16 protein-coding genes and 1 riboswitch are annotated in these 18,452 nt (G+C 72.0%); of the genes, 7 read left to right on the plus strand and 9 right to left on the minus strand.

Going from position 1 to position 18,452, the window contains the following annotated elements:
- Positions 1 to 99 precede the first annotated feature (99 nt).
- The 3 genes from NIE79_RS31135 to eccB are packed head-to-tail and all read right to left on the minus strand — an operon-like array spanning position 100 to position 3,437.
- Positions 100 to 1,395 carry a WXG100 family type VII secretion target gene (locus NIE79_RS31135; protein WP_238681966.1) on the minus strand — a complete coding sequence of 432 codons (1,296 nt, stop codon included), beginning with the start codon at positions 1,393 to 1,395 and terminating at the stop codon, positions 100 to 102.
- On the minus strand, positions 1,388 to 1,798 hold the full coding sequence (locus NIE79_RS31140; protein ID WP_238681967.1) for a hypothetical protein: 411 nt from the start codon (positions 1,796 to 1,798) through the stop codon (positions 1,388 to 1,390). The genes NIE79_RS31135 and NIE79_RS31140 overlap by 8 nt, the downstream gene beginning before the upstream one ends.
- A gap of 46 nt (positions 1,799 to 1,844) precedes the next feature.
- Positions 1,845 to 3,437: a type VII secretion protein EccB gene (eccB, locus tag NIE79_RS31145; protein WP_238681968.1), complete on the minus strand. Its 1,593-nt coding sequence runs from the start codon at positions 3,435 to 3,437 to the stop codon at positions 1,845 to 1,847.
- 162 nt (positions 3,438 to 3,599) lie between these two features.
- Between eccB and NIE79_RS31150 the strand changes: the two genes are divergently transcribed.
- A complete protein-coding gene (locus NIE79_RS31150) occupies positions 3,600 to 4,787 on the plus strand; it encodes a type VII secretion protein EccE (RefSeq protein ID WP_238681969.1) in 1,188 nt (395 codons plus the stop codon).
- A 22-nt stretch (positions 4,788 to 4,809) separates the two neighbouring features.
- Here NIE79_RS31150 and eccD read toward each other — a convergent pair whose 3' ends face one another.
- Positions 4,810 to 6,207 carry a type VII secretion integral membrane protein EccD gene (gene eccD / locus NIE79_RS31155; protein ID WP_238681970.1) on the minus strand — a complete coding sequence of 466 codons (1,398 nt, stop codon included), beginning with the start codon at positions 6,205 to 6,207 and terminating at the stop codon, positions 4,810 to 4,812.
- Positions 6,208 to 6,373: 166 nt separating this feature from the next.
- On the opposite strand from eccD, the gene eccCa reads away from it, so the two are divergent.
- From eccCa to NIE79_RS31170, 3 genes are all read left to right on the plus strand, one after another.
- Positions 6,374 to 10,339, plus strand: coding sequence for a type VII secretion protein EccCa (gene eccCa / locus NIE79_RS31160; protein ID WP_238681971.1), 3,966 nt, complete (start codon positions 6,374 to 6,376; stop codon positions 10,337 to 10,339).
- Between the two features lie 203 nt (positions 10,340 to 10,542).
- A complete protein-coding gene (locus NIE79_RS31165) occupies positions 10,543 to 10,851 on the plus strand; it encodes a WXG100 family type VII secretion target (protein WP_030329557.1) in 309 nt (102 codons plus the stop codon).
- A gap of 25 nt (positions 10,852 to 10,876) precedes the next feature.
- Positions 10,877 to 11,155 carry a WXG100 family type VII secretion target gene (locus NIE79_RS31170; RefSeq protein ID WP_030329555.1) on the plus strand — a complete coding sequence of 93 codons (279 nt, stop codon included), beginning with the start codon at positions 10,877 to 10,879 and terminating at the stop codon, positions 11,153 to 11,155.
- A gap of 96 nt (positions 11,156 to 11,251) precedes the next feature.
- Here NIE79_RS31170 and mycP read toward each other — a convergent pair whose 3' ends face one another.
- Both mycP and NIE79_RS31180 read right to left on the minus strand, forming a co-directional pair.
- Entirely contained in the window at positions 11,252 to 12,481 is a 1,230-nt protein-coding gene (mycP, locus tag NIE79_RS31175) for a type VII secretion-associated serine protease mycosin (protein ID WP_238681972.1), read from the minus strand.
- Positions 12,482 to 12,533: 52 nt separating this feature from the next.
- A complete protein-coding gene (locus NIE79_RS31180; protein ID WP_238681973.1) occupies positions 12,534 to 12,869 on the minus strand; it encodes a helix-turn-helix transcriptional regulator in 336 nt (111 codons plus the stop codon).
- Between the two features lie 228 nt (positions 12,870 to 13,097).
- On the opposite strand from NIE79_RS31180, the gene NIE79_RS31185 reads away from it, so the two are divergent.
- On the plus strand, positions 13,098 to 13,835 hold the full coding sequence (locus tag NIE79_RS31185) for a carbonic anhydrase (RefSeq protein WP_238681974.1): 738 nt from the start codon (positions 13,098 to 13,100) through the stop codon (positions 13,833 to 13,835).
- A 56-nt stretch (positions 13,836 to 13,891) separates the two neighbouring features.
- On the opposite strand, the gene NIE79_RS31190 is transcribed toward NIE79_RS31185, so the two are convergent.
- The 3 genes from NIE79_RS31190 to NIE79_RS31200 form a co-directional block, all read right to left on the minus strand.
- Positions 13,892 to 14,911, minus strand: a complete 1,020-nt coding sequence (locus NIE79_RS31190; protein WP_238681975.1) for a coiled-coil domain-containing protein — start codon at positions 14,909 to 14,911, stop codon at positions 13,892 to 13,894.
- Positions 14,912 to 14,915: 4 nt separating this feature from the next.
- A riboswitch (cyclic di-AMP (ydaO/yuaA leader) is annotated at positions 14,916 to 15,046 on the minus strand.
- A gap of 166 nt (positions 15,047 to 15,212) precedes the next feature.
- Positions 15,213 to 16,583: a YibE/F family protein gene (locus tag NIE79_RS31195; protein WP_238681976.1), complete on the minus strand. Its 1,371-nt coding sequence runs from the start codon at positions 16,581 to 16,583 to the stop codon at positions 15,213 to 15,215.
- 295 nt (positions 16,584 to 16,878) lie between these two features.
- Positions 16,879 to 17,175, minus strand: coding sequence for a metal-sensitive transcriptional regulator (locus NIE79_RS31200; RefSeq protein ID WP_030329541.1), 297 nt, complete (start codon positions 17,173 to 17,175; stop codon positions 16,879 to 16,881).
- A gap of 95 nt (positions 17,176 to 17,270) precedes the next feature.
- Between NIE79_RS31200 and NIE79_RS31205 the strand changes: the two genes are divergently transcribed.
- Positions 17,271 to 17,480 carry a heavy-metal-associated domain-containing protein gene (locus NIE79_RS31205; RefSeq protein WP_238681977.1) on the plus strand — a complete coding sequence of 70 codons (210 nt, stop codon included), beginning with the start codon at positions 17,271 to 17,273 and terminating at the stop codon, positions 17,478 to 17,480.
- Positions 17,481 to 17,493: 13 nt separating this feature from the next.
- Positions 17,494 to 18,441: a DUF8832 domain-containing protein gene (locus NIE79_RS31210; RefSeq protein WP_238681978.1), complete on the plus strand. Its 948-nt coding sequence runs from the start codon at positions 17,494 to 17,496 to the stop codon at positions 18,439 to 18,441.
- Positions 18,442 to 18,452: the final 11 nt, after the last annotated feature.

Here is an 18,452-nt window from a genome sequence, read left to right on the forward strand (position 1 = left end):
AACGGCGGAGCCCCCGACCGGATCGGGTCCGATCGGGGGCACCGCTCGCTGTCTTGGTGGCACCGCCGGTGGTGCGCGCGTGCAGGCGTTGGGCGGTGGTCAGTCGCCGCTGCCGAGCACCGGGGGTGCGGGCTTCTCGTCGCCCTGCCACACCATCTCGTCCTCGGTCAACCAGGTCAGCCGCTCGTCGGTGTCGTCGTCCTGGGCTGCACCGCGCCCGCCGAGCACACCGGGACGGCCGCCGCCGGACCCCGGCCGGGCGTTGCCACCGGTCATGGCAGGGCGTCCGCCGCTCCCACCGCGCTGGCCGTCGATGCTGCGCCCGACCCCGTTGGCGGCGCGATTCTCCGCCGGGGGCGCACCACCGCCGGTCGGTCGAGCCGAGGTGGGGGGCGCGTTGCCCGAGCCCGCGAGCGCGCCGCTGCGCAACACCCCGCCGGCCGGTGCCCCGCCCTGTGCTCCGTAGAGCAGGCCGGGACCGGTGCTCGACGCAGCGGGCCCGCCGGCCGGCCCGGACAGCCCGGCCAGCCCGGCGGCACCCCCGCCGAGCAGAGCGCCGCCGACCAGTGGGTCCGCTCCGGCGAGGGAGGTGCCGCTGCCAACGAGGCCGCTGCCAGCGCCGATCGGAGCGGTGCCGACAGCCGGGCTGCCACCGGTGCCCGAGCCGACCTCGCCCGGAGTCGAACCGTCGCCCGGCAGTTGGGCGACGCGGTCCGGCGACGAGATGGTCGCGTCGCCGGTGCGCGCGGTGTCAGCGCCGGTGTTGGGACCGCCGGACACCCTGGCGATGGCCGAGACGCTCTGTGGCGTCGTCGGATCCTTGCGGGCGGTGGTCGGAGTATCCGGGTCGGGCGGGGGCGGTTCGACCACCCGGTCGTAGGCGGAGATCTCGTAACTGTTGGCCAGGCCGGCCACCAGGTTCACCATCCGCTGGTGGGCCTTCTCCTGCTCGGCCTTGTCCTGCTGGTGACCCGCGATGCCCCCGACGATCAGACCGGTCAGACCGAAGGTGGCGCCACCCTTGATCGCACCGCCGATCGCCTTGTCGTTGTCGTCGGTCTCCTCAGGGCTCTCGGCCTGCTTGTGGGCGGCGCGCAGATGGTCGGCCATCATGGTCAACCCCTGCTTGATGCCGGCCATCCCCTCACCCAACGCGTCGGTGTGAGCGACGATGAAGCTGAGTCGCCGGTGAAACTCCCGACCCGCCGAACCCGTCCACGTGTTGCTGAGCTTGTCGAGGTCGCCGCTCAGCTCCCGGCCGAGGCCGTCGAGGATGCCCTTGAGCTCGGCCCACTGGGTGGCCACGCCGTCGATCTGCTCCGGCTTGCCCGCCATCAGGCCGTCGTACAGCTGCTGGTGGCTGTTGCCCTGGTAGCGCTGGGTGTATTCAGACACGCCCGTCCTCCTTCGGCTGCAACACGCGGTCGACAGGCGTCAGCGCGGCGGTGACGTCGTCGGCGTTGGCCGCGTTACGCGCCTCGGCGGTGCGGTAGTTGCTCAGGATCGTGCTGGTGGCCTGCTGTGCCGCCAACACCGCCTGCCGGATCCGTTCGGCCTGGTCGACATAGGACTGGTGCACCTCGCTGTAGCGACGCGCCTTGTCGGTGGCGTCGAAGAACGAGCCCAGGGCCGGAGGACGGCACTGCATCTCGGTGTTGAGCTTGCGCAGCACCGACTCGGCCTGGCTCAACCGCGACGCCAGGTGCTCGTGGAAGTCCTCAAGGGACAACAGGTCGACTTCCGTACGCCCGGCCATGGCAACATCCCCGTCGTTCTGGTTGACAACCGTCAGCGACATCCAGGTTAGTCCACCAGTGCGACTCCGGGCGACCCGTCGAAGCTGCTCAGCCGTCGGCGCCTGTCGATTCCGTTGAGCCCCCGCCGGTCCCGCCGCTCGACGGGGTGCCACTGGCCGGACTCGACGGTGTCGACCCCGACGGTGGCGCGGCGGACGGCGTGCCCGAGGGCGGCGCCGCGGATGGTGAGCCCGACCTCGGCGCGGCCGACGGTGATGCGGCCGGTGCCGGCCCGTCGGAAGCGAAGACGGCGAACGCGTCCTCGCGGTCCAGGGTCGGCCCGGTCGGGATCAGTGCGAGCAGGGAACCGGGCACCGCCAGCGGGGTGATCCCGCCGTAGCCGAGCACGTCCAGGGTCGCCGCCGAGCCGAGCGGATACCGGATGCCCTGCGGGCTGATCAGGTAGATCGTCGACCCGGCGGCACCGGACCCGCTGGTCCCGGCACCGGGCGAGGCCTGCGCGATGACACCCTTGCCGCCGGGCAGCAGCACCGCCTCGGCGGTGCGTACGGCATCGCGCCTGGTCTGGCGCACCGGCACCAGGCCCGGGTCGCTGTCGGTCAACTCGCTCGGCACCCGGTCGAAGACCTCCAGGGTGGTGGTCGGCGGGCCGCCCGCGCTGCCCTGACGGTACGTCGCGCACAGCGTGGTCTGACCGGGCTGGGCCGGGTAGAGGGCGGGCATCGTCGGGGGCACCCCCGCCTCCTCGATCCGCCGCTCCTCGAATGCCTCGCTGGCCTGATTCGGGGTGATGTCGGTGATCCGACCGCCGTTGCTGACGAGCAGAAGAGCGGTGATCTCACTGATCGAGACGAGAGCGTCCCGGGTCAGCACGTAGTGCCGCCCGGCGGCCTTGAACACCGAACCGACGTTGTGGATCTGCCCGGCCACGTTGCGGCTGCTGGGCTCGCCCTCACCGGGCAGCGACGGCCGGCGCAACGGCGGCCCGGCCGGCACGGCGTTGAGCAGTTGCTGCCCGACCTGGAGTCGCTCGGTGCCGGCCATCCGCAGTGCCGTGATCGTGCGGGACGGGTCGAGTAGCTGGAGTCGAGTGTTGTTGGTGACCAGGTACCTCTGGTCGTTCACGGAGACCAGCACCGCCCGGTCGCCCAGCGGCGTGCCGCCGGGCAGGGCCCTGTCGATCACCAGCCGGGTGCTGGACCGCTGCCGGTCGACCGGGTCGGGCACGTCGCAGACCGACCAGGGCAGCCCGGTCAGCGACTTGCGGTCCGGCAGGGCGTCCGGTGCACCGACGATGCCGACGGTGACGCCGCGGGGCCGGTCCCGCAGCGAGGCCTGGGACATCGTCCGCACCTGGGCACTCGCATCGTTCACGATGAGCCGCGCCGAGGTGTAGTTGAGCGTCGGGTGCAGCTTGCCCTGGATGAACACGTACGTCGCGCCGGTCTCCCGCTCGATGACCAGGGTCTGGTCGTCCAGCGGTGCCGTGCCACCTGTCAACTGGCCGTAGGCACCCACCCCGCCGAGCACGATGGCCGCGGTGAGGACACTGCCGAAGACGGCCATGCCGAGCCGGCGCATCGGCAGGTTGGTGGTCTCCGGATCGCCCGACAGCAAGGCGGAGACGATGCGGCGGGTGACGAAGCGGTACGCCTGCACCTGATCGCGGCGGGTCCGCATGACTTACCTCCGGCGGGGTGGATCCGCGACGATCAGGGTCGGGGTGCCGTCGCGGGCTTCCCTACGATAAGGGGCCGACGGTGGTTCCTTGGGACCACCGCTCGTGGCCGGCACCGGACCGACCCGGCGCAGAGTCGTACCGTGCAGGAGGGACAGTCAGCGATGACGCAGGTTCAGGCGGCACCCGCTCGAGCGGTCACGGACCCTGTCGACGTTCCGACCCGGCCGGTGCCCCCGGCCGAGCGGTCCGGCCGTGGGCGGGTCGGCCCCGTGCTGGTCGGGCAGCTCGTCGTGCTGGAGTTGTGCGTGGTCGGTGTCTGGGCCGCCACGGCCGGACCCAGCTGGGTGCTCGCCGCGGTGGGCGCGGCGGCGCTGCTGGTCGCCCTGGCGGCCTTCGCCCGGCGAGGTGGCCGCTGGTGGTTCGAGGACCTGCTGCTGCGTCGGCGGCTGCGGCGACGCGGTGAGCGGGCGTCGGCGGCACTGGCCAGCGGCACGGCGACCGACCCGAGGTTGGCTGCGCTCGCCCCTGAGCTGAGCGTCATCGAGCTGACCGACCGAGGCACCCGGCTCGGCATCGGGCGTGACGACCAGGGCTGGTTCGCCGCCGTCGCGTTGCAGTCCGCGACCGGTGCGGCGGTCGGCTCGGTCGACGCCGCCGCTGTGGACCGCGCGCTGAGGGTGCTCACGGACTTCAGCGCCCCGGTCTCCCGGGCCCAGGTCGTCGCGCACACGTTGGTCTGGTACCCGGCACCCGGTGCGCCGCCGGCGGCGCACCGGACCGTCTGGGTGGCGGTGCGCCTCACCGTCCGGGACGCGCGGGTCGAGGCGGTGAGCCGGGGCGGCGGGCTGACCGGCGTACACCGGACGGTGGCGGCCGGGATCGGCCGGCTCGGCAAGGCGCTGACCTCGGCGGGGCTGGCCCATCGTCCGTTGGGCCGGGAGGAACTACGCGCCGCCATCGTCTCGGCCGCCGGTCTGGACCTGGTGCCCGAGGCGCCGGCGGAGAGTTGGCGTGGGTTGCGCGGCGGCGGCTGGACGCACCGCTGCATGGCTCTGCGGGGCCGCTTCGACGCGCCGCTCGGTCCGCTCGTGGACGCGATCACCGCGACCTCGGCGCCGTCGCACACGGTGGCCGTGACCGTCTCGTCGGACGGTCGGGTGGCGGCACCGCTGCTGCGGGTCGCGGCGATGGACAACCACGTCGAGGCCCTGGTCAAGGTGGTTCGCGAGGTCGCCGGCCGGGTGGGCGCGTCCACCCGGCCGATGGACGGTCAGCATGCTCCGGGCGTCTACGCCACCGCTCCGGTCGCGTCGGCGCTGGGCGTCTCCACCGGTTCGCGGTCGCGCTGACCGGTGCGGCGGCGGCGCACGGTCAGGGTCGGAGGTTGACGATCCAGCCGTAGAGGCCGCAGACCCAGAAGGCGAGCGGCACCAGCGAGATGATGAGCAGGATCTCGGCGATGTCGAGCAGGCGACCCCAGACCGGCGAGATGCGCTTGCCGGCGATGGTCAGACCGTAGATCAGGCTGATCACCGCGGCGAGCACCAGCCCGCCCAGGATCAGGCCGAGCCGGACCGGCAGTGACCCGCCGGCGAAGGTGGTAGCGGCGGCCAGGCCCAGACCCACTGTGCCGGCCAGCAGCACCGGGGTGCGCTGGGCCCGGCCCAGGAGGGGGCGGGCCCGCAGCAGTGCCAACAGGGCCAGCACCAGGCACAGCAGCACCGCGGGCAGGCGCCCGTCCAGGGCCAGTACGAATTGCGCGCCGAGCACCAGCAGCGAGACGGTCCACAGCAGACCGGTCAGGAACTGGTCGGCGCGCTCGCTCTGCTGGAGCACCTGCCGGCCGTCCACCGACTCGCTGTCGGTCTTCAGGTCCTCCGGACCGGTCGGGATCGACGGCACCGGCAGCCGGGCCAGCCGGTAGGCCATCATCGGCAGCGCCGGCACCACGCCGAACGCGACAGCCGCGACCACCGCTGCGGAGGCCGCCGCGTCGAGGCCCAGGGCCAGGCAGAGCACCGCGCCCAGGCCGGTCGCGGCGGCGACCCCGATCGCGGCGAAGAAGAGGGGGTACCGGTCGCCGACCGCCAGCACGGCCACCGCGCCGGCCACCACCGCGGCGGTTGCCGCGAGCAGGACATGCGGACTGGCCAGGTCGGTCAGCGATCGGTCGCCGGCCAGCAGCAGCAGGCCGCCGGTGGCCGCGTGCACCAGGCCGACAAGGGCCAGCACCGCGCCGATGCCACTGTCACCGGCGGCCCTGGACAGCACCGCGGCGCCCACCAGCAGCGCCACAGCGACCAGAAGCGCGGCCAGCGCGCCGGGCAGGTGCGGCGGACCGGCGAAGAGGGCTGCCAGCGCGCCGGCGCCGAACGCCGCCGCCGCGAAGACCACAGCGAAGGAGCGGGTCGCGCCGACCTGCCAGGCGCCGGGGCGTTGGTTGGTAGCGGTGGCGACCGCGTCCACCACGTCGTCGAAGACGATCTCCGGTGCGGCGTCGGACCGGGGGTTGAAGTAGAGCACCTCGCCGTCGCGGACGCTGAGCTGCGCTGCGGAACGACCACCGTCGAGGGGCGCACCGCCCAATCGGGACAGTGCCCAGCCACCGTGCCGCGCACCCTCGTCGGCCATGTCCTCGCCGGCGTAGCGCAGCAGGGTGGGGAGCAGGTCGGCCATCGGGACGTCCGACGGCAGCGCCAGATCCATCCGGGTACGTGGAGCCACGATGGTGATCCGGCTCAGACCACCGGTCGCCGTCTTCGTCGCCACAGTGGCCTCCAGGTGTGCGTCTGTGATCGGCTGGCTGTGATGCTGCGGTCCGGGTCCACCGCGCACACGGCAGATTACCTACGATGACGGCACGTACGATGCCCACCCGCGGGCGGTGTTCCACGGGCCGCACGTCATCAGGGCCGCTTCTGGGGAGGAGACAGCCGTGAGCACTGTGGTGTTCCGCCGGCTCACGCGTCAGCCGGGGCCGGCCTTACCGCGCGGCGAGGTGCTGCTGGAGTCGCCTCCCGAGCTGCCGGAGCCGACGCCCCGCGGGATGGGGCAGCTGCTCATGATCCTGCCGATGTTCTGCGGGGTCGGCGCCATGGCGTTCCTCTACGCCGGCAAGGGCGGCGGCATGATGACCTACGTCGCCGGTGGTCTGTTCGGTGTCTCGATGCTCGGCATGGCGATCGGCTCGCTGGCCAACAGCGGCGGCAAGGACAAGGCCGAGCTGAACGCCGATCGCCGCGACTACATGCGCTACCTGGCGCAGATGCGCAAGCGCACCCGGCGCGCCGCCGAGCAGCAGCGGGCCGCGATGGCCTGGCGGCACCCCGAGCCCGACGCACTGTGGTCGATCGCCGCGTCCCGGCGACTCTGGGAGCGGCGGATCACCGAGGACGACTTCGGCGAGACCCGGATCGCCCTCGGCCCGCAGCGGCTCGCCGTGGAGATCGTTCCACCGGAGACGAAGCCGGTGGAGGACCTGGAGCCGATGAGCGCCATCGCGCTTCGCCGGTTCGTCCGGGCGCACTCCACGGTGCCCGACCTGCCGACGGCGTTGTCGGTGCGCGCGTTCAGCCGGGTGGTGCTGCGTGGCGACCGCGAGCCGGTGCTCGACCTGACCCGGGCGGCGCTGGGCCAGCTGGCCACCTTCCACGCACCGGACGACCTGGTGATCGCTGTGGTCGCCGCACCAGACCGGCAGTCGTCCTGGGGCTGGGTGAAGTGGCTGCCGCACGCCCACCACAGCGGTCGTACGGACGCGGCCGGCGCGCGCCGGCTGGTCTTCGCCAGCCTGGCCGAGGCCGAGGCGTCGCTCGCCGCCGAGCTGGGCGGGCGGCCTCGGTTCGCGCCGGAGGCCAAGCCGCTGACGACCGCCCAACACCTGGTCGTGGTGATCGACGGCGGGGAGGTCTCACCGACCTGCCAGCTGGTCGGTCCGGGGCTGCTCGGCGCCACAGTGATCGACCTCTCCGGCACGGTGCCGCGTGACGCCGGCCGCTGGCTGCTCTGCCTCGACGTGGGTGACGGCAGCTCACTCGACCTGGTCCGGGGCAGCTCGTCGTCGACGCTGGGTCGGCCCGACCGGCTCGGCGCGGAGGCCGCCGAGGGGCTGGCCCGACAGATCGCCCCCTTCCGGCTCTCCCAGCAGCAGACCGGCGGCGACGAGCCGCTGGCTCGCAGCACGGAGCTGCCGGACCTGCTCGGCGTCGGTGACGCCGCGGCGGTGGACGTGCAGAACACCTGGCGCCCGCGTGGGCACCGGGACCGGCTGCGCATCCCGCTCGGTGTCGGCCCGGACGGCAACGTGGTCGAGCTCGACTTCAAGGAGTCGGCGCACGAGGGCATGGGCCCGCACGGTCTGGTGATCGGCGCGACCGGTTCCGGCAAGAGTGAGCTGCTGCGTACCGTGGTGGCCGCGTTGGCGGTGACCCACTCGTCTGAGGAACTGAACTTCGTCCTGGTCGACTTCAAGGGTGGCGCCACCTTCGCCTCGCTGGAGGCGCTGCCGCACACCAGCGCGGTGATCACCAACCTGGCCGACGAGCTGCCGTTGGTCGACCGGATGCGCGACGCCCTCGCCGGCGAGATGGTGCGCCGGCAGGAGCTGCTGCGGGCGGCCGGCAACTACGTCTCCCGCTTCGAGTACGAGAAGGCGCGCTCGGCCGGTGAGGCGCTGGCGCCGATGCCCAGCTTGTTGATCATCTGCGACGAGTTCAGCGAACTGCTCGCCGCCAAGCCCGACTTCATCGACCTGTTCGTGATGATCGGCCGGTTGGGTCGGTCCCTCGGCGTGCACCTGCTGCTGGCCAGCCAGCGCCTCGAGGAGGGCAAGCTGCGGGGCCTCGACACGCACCTGTCGTACCGGATCGGTCTGCGGACGTTCTCCGCAGTGGAGAGCCGGATCGTGCTCGGTGTTCCGGACGCGTACGAGCTGCCGAACGCGCCGGGCCACGGCTACCTGAAGACGGACACCAGCACCATGCTGCGGTTCCGGGCCGCGTACGTGTCGGGGGCGTACCGAGCGCCGGGGCAGCAGGCCTCGGCCTCGCAGGCGTTGGTGCAGCGGCGGATCGTGCCCTACGGTCTCGACTTCGTTCCGGTGCAGGTCCCGCAGGTGCCGGTGGCCACCGCCCCGGAGCCGGAGCAGCCGGCCGATGGTAAGGCCGTGGCGATGCTCGACGTGCTGATCGACCAGCTCAAGGGTCGGGGTCGCCCGGCGCACCAGGTGTGGCTGCCGCCGCTTGCCGACCCGCCGGGCCTGGGTGAGCTGCTCGGCCCGCTGGCGGTCGACCCGACCTACGGGCTGTGCACGGCATCCTGGCCCGGGCGCGGGCGACTGACGGTGCCGGTCGGCGTGGTGGACCGCCCCTACGAGCAGCGTCGGGACCCGATGATGGTCGAGCTGGCCGGGGCCGGCGGCAACGTGGTCATCGTCGGTCGGTCGATGAGTGGCAAGAGCACGATGCTGCGTACGTTGCTGGCCTCGCTGGCGCTCACGCACACGCCGCGGGAGGTGCAGTTCTTCTGCCTGGACTTCGGTGGGGGCGCGCTGCGCAGCATGGAGCGGTTGCCGCACCTGGCCGGGGTGGCCGGTCGGCGCGACGTCGAGGCGGTCCGCCGGACGGTGGCCGAGGTCGTCGCCATCCTGGACGAGCGGGAGGGTCGTTTCGCCCAGCACGGCATCGACTCGGTGGCGAGCTACCGCCGTCGCCGTGCCGCTGGTGAGTTCGCGGACGACCCGTTCGGCGACGTGTTCCTGGTGGTGGACGGGTGGAACACCCTGCGCCAGGAGTACGAGGAGCTGGAGCAGACCATCACCACGTTGGCCAACCGGGGCCTGGGCTTCGGGGTGCACGTGGTGCTCACCGCCGTACGGTGGGCGGAGATCCGGATCAACATGCGGGATCTGCTCGGCACCAAGTTGGAGCTGCGCCTCGGCGACGCGTCGGAGTCCGAGATCGACCGCCGCGCGGCGAACAACGTGCCGGAAAAGTCGCCCGGTCGCGGCCTGACCAGGGACAAGCTGCACTTCCTCACTGCCATTTCGCGGATCGACGGTCGGCGCGACATCGACGACCTGAGCGAGGCCTCGCTGTCCCTGGCCGGGCACGTGGCGGCGAACTGGCCGGGTCGTCCGGCGCCGAAGGTGCGGTTGCTGCCGCGCCGGCTGCCGGTGGCGGAGCTGGCCCGGATCATCGACCGCTCGGCACCCGGGCTTCCGATCGGTGTCAACGAGTCGGCACTCGCGCCGGTCTACCTGGACCTGGCCAACGAGCCGCACCTGACGGTCTTCGGCGACGCGGAGTGCGGCAAGACCAACCTGCTGCGCCTGATCGCCCGGGGGATCACCGAGCGGTACACGCCGGCGCAGGCCCGGCTGGTGATCGCCGATTACCGGCGTGGTCTGCTGGGGGCGGTGGAGGGTGATCACCTGCTCGACTACGCCCCGTCGAACCAGGCGTTCGCCCAGGGGCTCGGGTCGATCCGCAGCGCGCTCTCGAACCGGCTGCCCGGCCCGGACGTGACCACCGCCCAGCTGCGTGACCGGAGCTGGTGGAAGGGTCCGGACCTGTACATCCTGGTGGACGACTACGACCTGGTGGCCTCCGGCGGCAGCAACCCGCTGAGCGCTCTCCACGAGTTGTTGCCGCAGGCCCGCGACATCGGTCTGCACCTGATCGTCACGCGCCGGGTCGGTGGTGTGTCAAGGGCGCTCTACGAGCCGGTGCTGCAACGGCTGCGCGAGTTGGACTCGCCGGGCCTGCTGATGTCCGGCAACCGGGAGGAGGGCGCGGTCTTCGGCACGTTGCGGCCGAGCCCGCAACCGCCCGGCCGGGGCACCCTGGTTCGCCGTCGCGATGGCCAGCAACTGATTCAGACCGCCTGGTCCGAGCCGACCTGAGCGCTGTCGGTCGTTCGGTAGGGGGTGGTGGACCGTCCGGTCCGATTCACCACCATCCATCGAACGTCACCGGTCAGGGCTGCGAGGGCTGGACACGTTCCGCTACGGTCTTCACAGGAGTGTCCGTCGGTGGGGTGTTGCTGCCTTGCCGCGGGGGAGGGCGCGGCGAAGCCGCCACCACAACAGACGGAAGGGTGTGAAGCATGGCGTTCGAGGTCGAAGCTGCGACTCTGCATACCGCCGCGAGTGACGTGCGGTCCACGCGCAGCGAGGTCGACGGCGAGCTGAAGAAGCTGTGGAACGTTGTCGACGACCTGGCCATCGCGTGGAAGGGTCAGGCGTCCACGGGCTTCCAGTCGCTGATGACGCGCTGGAACGAGGACACCGTCAAACTGCTGACGGCGATGGACAGCATCGCTGACCTGCTCGACAAGTCGGGTACGACGCACCAGGTCAACGACGAAGAGCAGCAGCAGATGCTGGACAAGTTCCACTCTGCTCTCAACCCGTGATCCGTAGCCGGCAGAGGAGGAAATCGTGACGATCAAAGTTGACTATGCGGTCCTCGAGAGCAGCAACCAGCAGATGCAGGCCATCTCGAAGACCCTCGAGGAAAAGCTTGACACGCTGCGGTCGATGCTGACCAAGCTGCACTGGGACGGCGAGGACCGGGTTGCCTACGAGCAGCACCAGGCGAAGTGGGACGCGGCGGTCCGGGACATCAACCGGATCCTGAACGAGATCGGCGGTGCCGTGGGCATCGCCCGCGAAAACTACCTCACCACGGAGATGAGCAACTCCAAGGTGTGGAGCTGAGGGATTCGCACGAGCGGCTCCGGTCCGGTTCGCCCGGCCCGGAGCCGCTCTGTGTGTGGCGTAGGCGGGCGTAGGCGTCGGGCTGCGCCGCGCCGCTCAGCCGGCAGTCGGTGCGTCGGTGCGTCGGCCGGGGCGCCAGTCACGTCGGCGGCCCAGGGCCATGATCGGTCGCGCGACCAGCAGCAGCGCGGCGAGTAGCCCGCCGATGACCGCCGCCCAGATCGCGGTGGGGCGCTGCCAGCTCAGCGGGTCGTCCCGCACGGCGGGCGCCGGAAGCATGCTGGCGGGCGGGTTCGCCCGGGTGCCGAGCAGACTCGACACCGCCCGGTACGGGTTGACCATCCCGTGCCCGATGTCGGCGTTGCGACCCTCGGGTGGGTTGTCGGCGGTGCGTTTCAGCCGATCCGCGACCTGCTGCGGGTCGAGACTCGGGTAGGCGGCCCGGACCAGCGCTGCCACTCCCGACACGTACGCGGCCGCGTAGCTGGTGCCGCCCTCCGGCACGGTGCGGTAGCCGGTGTTTCCGGGCGCCGGCCCGACGATGTTCATCCCCGGTGCGGCGATGTCGACATAGTCGCCGCTGATCGAGGTGCCGACGTGGCCGCCCTGCTCGTCCACCCCGCCGACCGCGATCACCCCGGGGTACGCGGCCGGGTAACCCGGCAGGTTCTGCGAATCTTCCGACCGGTTGCCTGCGGCGGCGACCAGCACCACCCCTTTGGCCAGCGCCCGGTCGACGGCAGCCGTCAGTTCGGGGCGGGGAATTGTGGTCAGGGACAGGTTGATCACGTCGGCGCCCTGCGCGACAGCCCAGTCGATGGCTGCCGCGATCTGCGCGGGGAGCTGCGGGTTGTTGACCGCCCCGAGCTGCGGCAGAACCCGGATCGGCAGGATGCGGGCGGCCGGGGCGATGCCGCTGAAGGGGACGACAGTGCCCTCCCGGCCCGCGATGATGCCGGCGATCAGCGTGCCGTGCCCGGCCTCGTCGCACTGGCCCTGCTGGGCCGGCAGGCCGTTGAAGTCGCGACCCTCGAGCACCTGCCCCTTGAGGAGTGGGTGGGCGGCGGAGACTCCGGAGTCGATCACGGCCACCGTGATCCCGGCGCCCCGGGACAGCGGCCACGCCGAGGACGGCTCCAACCGGCGGAGCGCCCACGGCATCTGGGTCAGGCTGTCGGTGCCGGTGGGACCGCAGAGGGGCGGCGCGGCGGTCGCGGGGGAGGGCGCCACCAGGCCGGCGCCGAGCAGGACCGCCAGCGTTCCACTGAGGACGCCGCGAAGGGCACGGCGGGACGGGGTCGCGCTCAACGGCGGGCATTCGCGCACCCGCAAAGGTTACCGCCGTGACCGTCGGTCAGCGGCCCCCCGGTTACCGGTGTCAGGCCTGGGGCTGTGCCTTCGCGGCGGGGTCGTCGGCGAACAGCGCGAGCAGGTCGCCGACCTGCCGGTCGGCCTCGGCGGGATGTCGGAACCGGCCGGCCGGGTTGAGGGTGTACTCGTTGCGTCGCCCGACCCGGGTGCGGTGCAGGTAACCGCCCGCCTCCAGGTCGGCGACGATCGCCTGCGCGGCTCGTTCGGTCACCCCGACCTCGGCCGCGACGTCGCGCAGCCGGGCGGTCGGATCGCGGGCGATGGCCAGCAGGACGTGCCCGTGATTGGTGAGGAACGTCCAGTTCCGCCCGCCGCCGGTGTCGTCCGTCACCGTGCTCGCCATCGTGTGACCGCCTTTCTCCGATGTCCGCCTGCCCTCGCGAGAGTCTGGTCCGCCCTGCGCCGGGAAGGTTGCCCAGGGGGTGGCCGGAGTCAACGTATGAAATCTAAATCACGCATACCTTGACGCATCTTACGGTGCGTGTGACGGTGGAGCACGAGCCAGCGCCCGCCCGCCCGGCCGGCGGAAAGCCGGCTTGACCAGGTCAGATGCGTCGAGACGAGGTGCGGGATGAGTCATACCGGGAGCTCCGGCGGCCAGCCGGGTCCGCAGCGGACCACCGACCGGGCCGCCACGCTCAGCGAGCCGACCCGGGCGTACGCCGAGTTGGTCGCCGGCAACCGGCGCTTCGTCGATGGCGCACCACGCCACCCCAACCAGGACGCAGGGCACCGGGCTGCCGTGGCCGACGGGCAACACCCGTTCGCGGTGATCGTCGGCTGCTCCGACTCACGGCTGGCCGCCGAGATCATCTTCGACCGGGGTCTGGGCGACCTGTTCGTGGTTCGCACCGCCGGGCACACCGCCGGTCCCGAGGTGCTCGGCAGCGTCGAGTACGCGGTGACAGTGCTCGGCACCCCGCTGGTGGTGGTGCTCGGCCACGACTCGTGCGGTGCGGTGCAGGCCGCCCGGGAGTCCGCCGCGACCGGTACCGCACCGAGTGGGCATCTGCGCGCTGTGGTCGACGCCGTGCTGCCCAGCCTGCGCCGGGCCGAGGCCGAGGGCGTGGACGACATCGACGGCATCGTCGACATCCACATCGCCCAGACCGTCGAGACGTTGCTCGGGCAGTCCCCGGTGCTGGCCGACGAGGTGGCGCTGGGGCGGTGCGCGGTGGTGGGGGTGTCCTACCGACTCTCCGCCGGAGCGGTGCGCCCGGTGGCCGCCGTGCCAGCTGGCTTCGCGATGTTGGAGAACCCGGCCGGATCGCCCGAGTCGACCGACCCGGCCGCTGCTACCACCGTCTGACGCGACGAGGGCCGCTCCGCGTCACGCGGAACGGCCCTCGACGGGGATCGTGCGGGTCAGAGCAGCGACATGTGGACGTGGTCGGTGTGGTTCGACGGCCCGCTGTACGAACTCCAACCGGTGGCCGGGAACCAGATCTGCCGGTTCCAGATCACGTAGTAGATGCCGAGCCGGTCGGCGTTACGGATGAGGAACGCGGCGACGTTGTTGCCGTACGTCCGGGTGTCGTTGTTGTGCCACGGGGAGAACCCGCTCTTCTGTAGCGACCAGTCGCAGGCGCGGCCCTTCGGGTGCTCCCACGGCCCGCCGGGGCGGTAACAGCCGACGAACCGGTTGAAGCCGGCCGCCTTGACCTCCTTGTACGCGTGCAGCGTGCGCGGCGTGATGCAGCCGGACGTGGTGGGGTCCTTCTCGCTGCACGACTGGGCCTTCCAGTCACCGTCGGCCGTGCGACCCGGGCCGATCTTCGCGACCTTGGAGGTGGCATCCACCAGGCCGCCGGTGAAACCCTTGCCGCCGACGAGGGAGAGCGCCTTGTCGGCCTCGCTCTTGCGCTTCGCCATCAGGGCGGTCTGCTTCTGCTGCTCGCGGACCTCGGTGTCGAGGGCCAGCTTGGCCTGCTCGGCGCGGGCCTTCACCTCGTTGACCTCGGAGAGCTTCTTCTCGTTGACCATGTTCATCTCGTCGAGCATCCCGGCGCGCTGGACGAACGAGTCGGGCGCTTCGCTCTCCAGCAGCATCGCGACCGCGCCGATCCGGCCGGTCCGGTACGCCTGGGCGGCGATTTGCCCGACCTGCGGGGCCAACGCGTCCAGGTCGGCCTTGGCCCGGTTGACCTCCGCGGCCAACTCGCCCTGCCGCTTCTTGGACTTGTCCAGCTTGGACTTCGCGGCGGAGTAGTCGCGGTTGGCCTGCTCGATGACGTCGTTGAGCAGCTTGGGTTCGCCGTCCTCCTCGTGCCCGGACGGTGTGGGGGTCGTCGGGGCGGCGTGCGCCGGGAGCGGCCCGGCGAGCACGGTAAGTGCGGCGATCACGGCCACCACGGGAGTCAACCAGCGGCGTAGGGGTGCCGTCACAATGTTCCCTTCCGTCGACCGCCGACCGGGTTAGCTGACGGGTTCGGGGCGGAAGTGGCCCCTACCGCTGACGCGGATTCACCCCAGGTACCTGGGTCCCCGGCTCGCCGGTTGGCGATTGGGCGGTGGCACCGCAGGCGCCGCTTCGCGCCTTCATCGGTAACCGGCAGCGAGGTTACCCGAGAGTCGACCAGGTGAGCTACGCCTGGATGCCGACCAAAAGCGTCATTTCGCCATAGCGTTGAGTGACCAGTGACGCGGTTCTCAGGGTGGATGCCCGATCTGGTCACGCTGAGGAGTGTCACCATGCCGTATCCGTGCTCCTGTTCGACTCCGGCCACCGGTCGGTGGCCTCGGATGGGGGTGTGGCCCGCGTCTGGTCCGGCTCGTCGGAGCCGGCCGTTCGCGGTGAGATGAGTGCGGCCAGTGCCTCGCGGCGGTCCGGTTGGGGCCGGGACGCCGGAGCGTCGGTGGACGCCGTGGCAGCGCTACGCCCGGCGGCGGTCACCACCGCGGCCAGCCCGGTGGTCAGCGGCACGGCGGCGATCAGACCGAGGGTGGCGACCGCGCTCCGGACGATCTCCTGCGCGAGGAACTCACTGGTGAGGATCTGCCCGATCGGCCGTGCGTCGGCGGTGAGCAGGAGCAGCAGCGGCAGTGACGCGCCCGCGTACGCCAGCACGATGGTGTTGACAGTGGAGGCGATGTGCGCGCGGCCGACCCGGGTGGCCGCGCGGTACAGCTGCAACCGGGTCAGCCCGGGGTTGGCGTTCGCCAGTTCGGTGACTGTGGCCGCCTGGGTGACAGTCACGTCGTCGAGCACCCCGAGCGAGCCGATGATGATCCCGGCGAGCAGCAGACCGTGCAGGTCCACGTCGCCCTGGAACATCGACAGGGTGGTGGCGTCCTCGCTGCCGAAGCCGGTGAGGTGGGTCGCGGCAGTGGCGATGGTGGCGAGCACGCCGGTCAGCACCAGGCTACCCAGGGTGCCCAGCACCGCGACCGAGGTCTGTGCGGTGACCCCGTGGGTCAGATAGAGCACCACGAACATGATGAGGGCCGCGCCGACCACCGCCACCAGCAGCGGTGACCTGCCGGCGCTGATACCCGGCAGCACGAAGGTGAGCAGGATGGCGAAGCTGGCGGCCAGCCCGGCGAGCGCGGCCAGACCTCGCCACCGACCGAACGCGACGATCGCGGCCGCGAAGATCACCGCCAGCCACACCATCGGGGTGCCGCGTTGGTGCTCGGCGATGTTCCAGTTGCTGGTGGTGGGATCGGTCGGGTCGGCCAGCTCGACCAGGATGACCTCGTCGCCGACCTCGACCCGGGGTGCGCCGGGCCCGTCGGGCACCGGTGTCCGTACCTGCTGGCCGGCGGTCGGCCCGTCGTCCACCAGGACGTCGACAGTGCCGCACCGCCCGTCGCCGACCCTGGGTGTGCCCTCGGGGGCCGACGGCGCCGGCGGGCACGGCTCGCTCACCACCCGGGTGACCGTCCCGGGGTAGCGCGGCACGTCCGCACCACCATCGGTCTGCGGTGATCCGCCGCGCGGCCAGAGCAGCACCGCGGCCAGCACTGTGGCGACGAACAGGGGTACCACAGTCACGATGAGGATCCGTCGCACCCGTGGTGGGGCGGACGGAGCACTGTGAGTGTGGTCGGCGGCCAAGGCGAGTCTCCCAACGATCCGGTGCGGGATACGGGTCAGCGGGCCGGGCGGTTCACCGTTGCGGTGGAAACGCTGCGGACGGCGCGGCGGATCGCTGCCTGACGACCGCTTGATCACGGACGGTCAGTGCTCGGCCCGGTCGGCCGGGGACGACGCCACGAGGTGGCGGCGCCGGTGCCCGACCGTGCAGCGGCATACGGAGAGCCATCGTGGGAGATGCTAGCCAGCCCGCCCGGGGGTCGCAGGTCGTGGCGGAGTGTCGGGTACTCGAGGCGCCCGCGTGGCGGCCCGGCGGTCAGCCGCGCTTCATGAGCCGGCCGACCGCCGCCATCATCTCGGTGGCCATCTCGTCGGCCCGACCTTCGGCGGCGCCCTCGTGCATGCAGTGCCGGGCGTGACCGTCGAGCAGCCCGAGGGCCACCTTGTCGAGGGCGGCCTGGATGGCGGAGATCTGGGTGAGCACGTCGATGCAGTAGCGGTCGTCGTCGACCATCTTCTCGATGCCCCGGACCTGCCCCTCGACGCGGCGGAGCCGCGCGAGCAGCTGGTCCTTGCTGGCGGTGTATCCGCGGATCGGGGTGGGTGCGGTCATGCCGACCAGGATAGCGTACCCCCAGGGGGTATGGTACGGTCGTGTTCTGGTGAGATACCCCCACCGGGTACCGGTACCGTAAAGGAGACGATTCAATGGTCGACACGACGTACCAGGTGCAGGGCATGACCTGCGGGCACTGCGTCAGCGCGGTGAGCGCCGAGGTCGGCGCCATCGCGGGGGTGCGCGACGTCCAGGTCGACCTCGCGGCCGGCCGGGTCACTGTCAGCAGCGATCAGCCGCTGGACACCGCCGTTGTCCGGGCCGCCGTCGACGAGGCCGGCTACGACCTCGTCGACGCGTGATCGGGGGGCCGGCGTGCGTACCGTGACGAGACTGGCCGGGTTCGCCGTCGGCCTCGCGGCGGTCTTCGGCACGACGTACGGGATCGGCCGGGTCGTCGAGCGCGCCCCGGCGGTCGAGGGCCGGCACGACGGCGGCGCCGCCCGTGCGACGGGCGGGCACGACGAGACGGCCGCCCGGCTTCCCGGCGGGCTGCTCGTCTCCGACCGGGGCTACACCCTCCAACCGCTCGACGCCCCCACCGGCGAGTTCGCCTTCCGGATCGCGGGGCCGGACGGTCAACCGGTCACCCGGTACGACGTGGCGCACGACAAGCAGATGCACCTGATCGTCGCCCGACGGGACCTCTCCGGCTTCCGCCACGTCCACCCCGAGCTGGCTCCGGACGGCACCTGGCGGGTCGACACCCCGCTGACCGGCCCCGGGCAGTGGCGGGCGTTCGCCGACTTTGCCCCGACCGGTGGCGAGCCGCTGACCCTCGGCGTGGACGTGACAGTCCCCGGCGAGCTGACCGAACGGCCGTTGCCCGCCCCGGCGACCAGCACCACCGTCGACGGCTACACGGTCGCCCTGACCGGTACGCCGCAGCCGGGCCGCACGTCGTCGCTGACCCTGACCGTCAGTCGGGACGGGCAGCCGGTCACCGACCTGGAGCCCTACCTGGGCGCGTACGGGCACCTGGTGGCGCTGCGCCGGGGTGATCTGGCCTACCTGCACGTGCACCCGGACGGGACGCCTGGCGATGGGCGCACCCGGCCCGGTCCGGCCGTCACCTTCCTCGCCGAGGTGCCCTCGGCCGGCAGCTACCGGCTCTACCTCGACTTCCAACACGGGGGGCGAGTGCACACTGCCGAGTTCACGGTGGTCGCCGGCGCTGCCCCGACCGCAGACGCCCCCACCCCGAGCGGACCCGCACCGACCGGCGGGGCCGGCCACGGCACCCCCGGGCACGGACACAACTGACGGGACCAGAC

This window comes from Micromonospora trifolii (genome assembly GCF_022229005.1).
GTDB lineage: Bacteria > Actinomycetota > Actinomycetes > Mycobacteriales > Micromonosporaceae > Micromonospora > Micromonospora trifolii.

Coding starts and splice junctions, on each gene's coding strand:
- NIE79_RS31140 (WP_238681967.1), bottom strand. CDS start 1,798: ATGTCGCTGACGGTTGTCAACCAGAACGACGGGGATGTTGCCATGGCC.
- eccB (WP_238681968.1), bottom strand. CDS start 3,437: ATGCGGACCCGCCGCGATCAGGTGCAGGCGTACCGCTTCGTCACCCGC.
- NIE79_RS31150 (WP_238681969.1), top strand. CDS start 3,600: ATGACGCAGGTTCAGGCGGCACCCGCTCGAGCGGTCACGGACCCTGTC.
- NIE79_RS31165 (WP_030329557.1), top strand. CDS start 10,543: ATGGCGTTCGAGGTCGAAGCTGCGACTCTGCATACCGCCGCGAGTGAC.
- NIE79_RS31180 (WP_238681973.1), bottom strand. CDS start 12,869: ATGGCGAGCACGGTGACGGACGACACCGGCGGCGGGCGGAACTGGACG.
- NIE79_RS31185 (WP_238681974.1), top strand. CDS start 13,098: ATGAGTCATACCGGGAGCTCCGGCGGCCAGCCGGGTCCGCAGCGGACC.
- NIE79_RS31200 (WP_030329541.1), bottom strand. CDS start 17,175: ATGACCGCACCCACCCCGATCCGCGGATACACCGCCAGCAAGGACCAG.
- NIE79_RS31205 (WP_238681977.1), top strand. CDS start 17,271: ATGGTCGACACGACGTACCAGGTGCAGGGCATGACCTGCGGGCACTGC.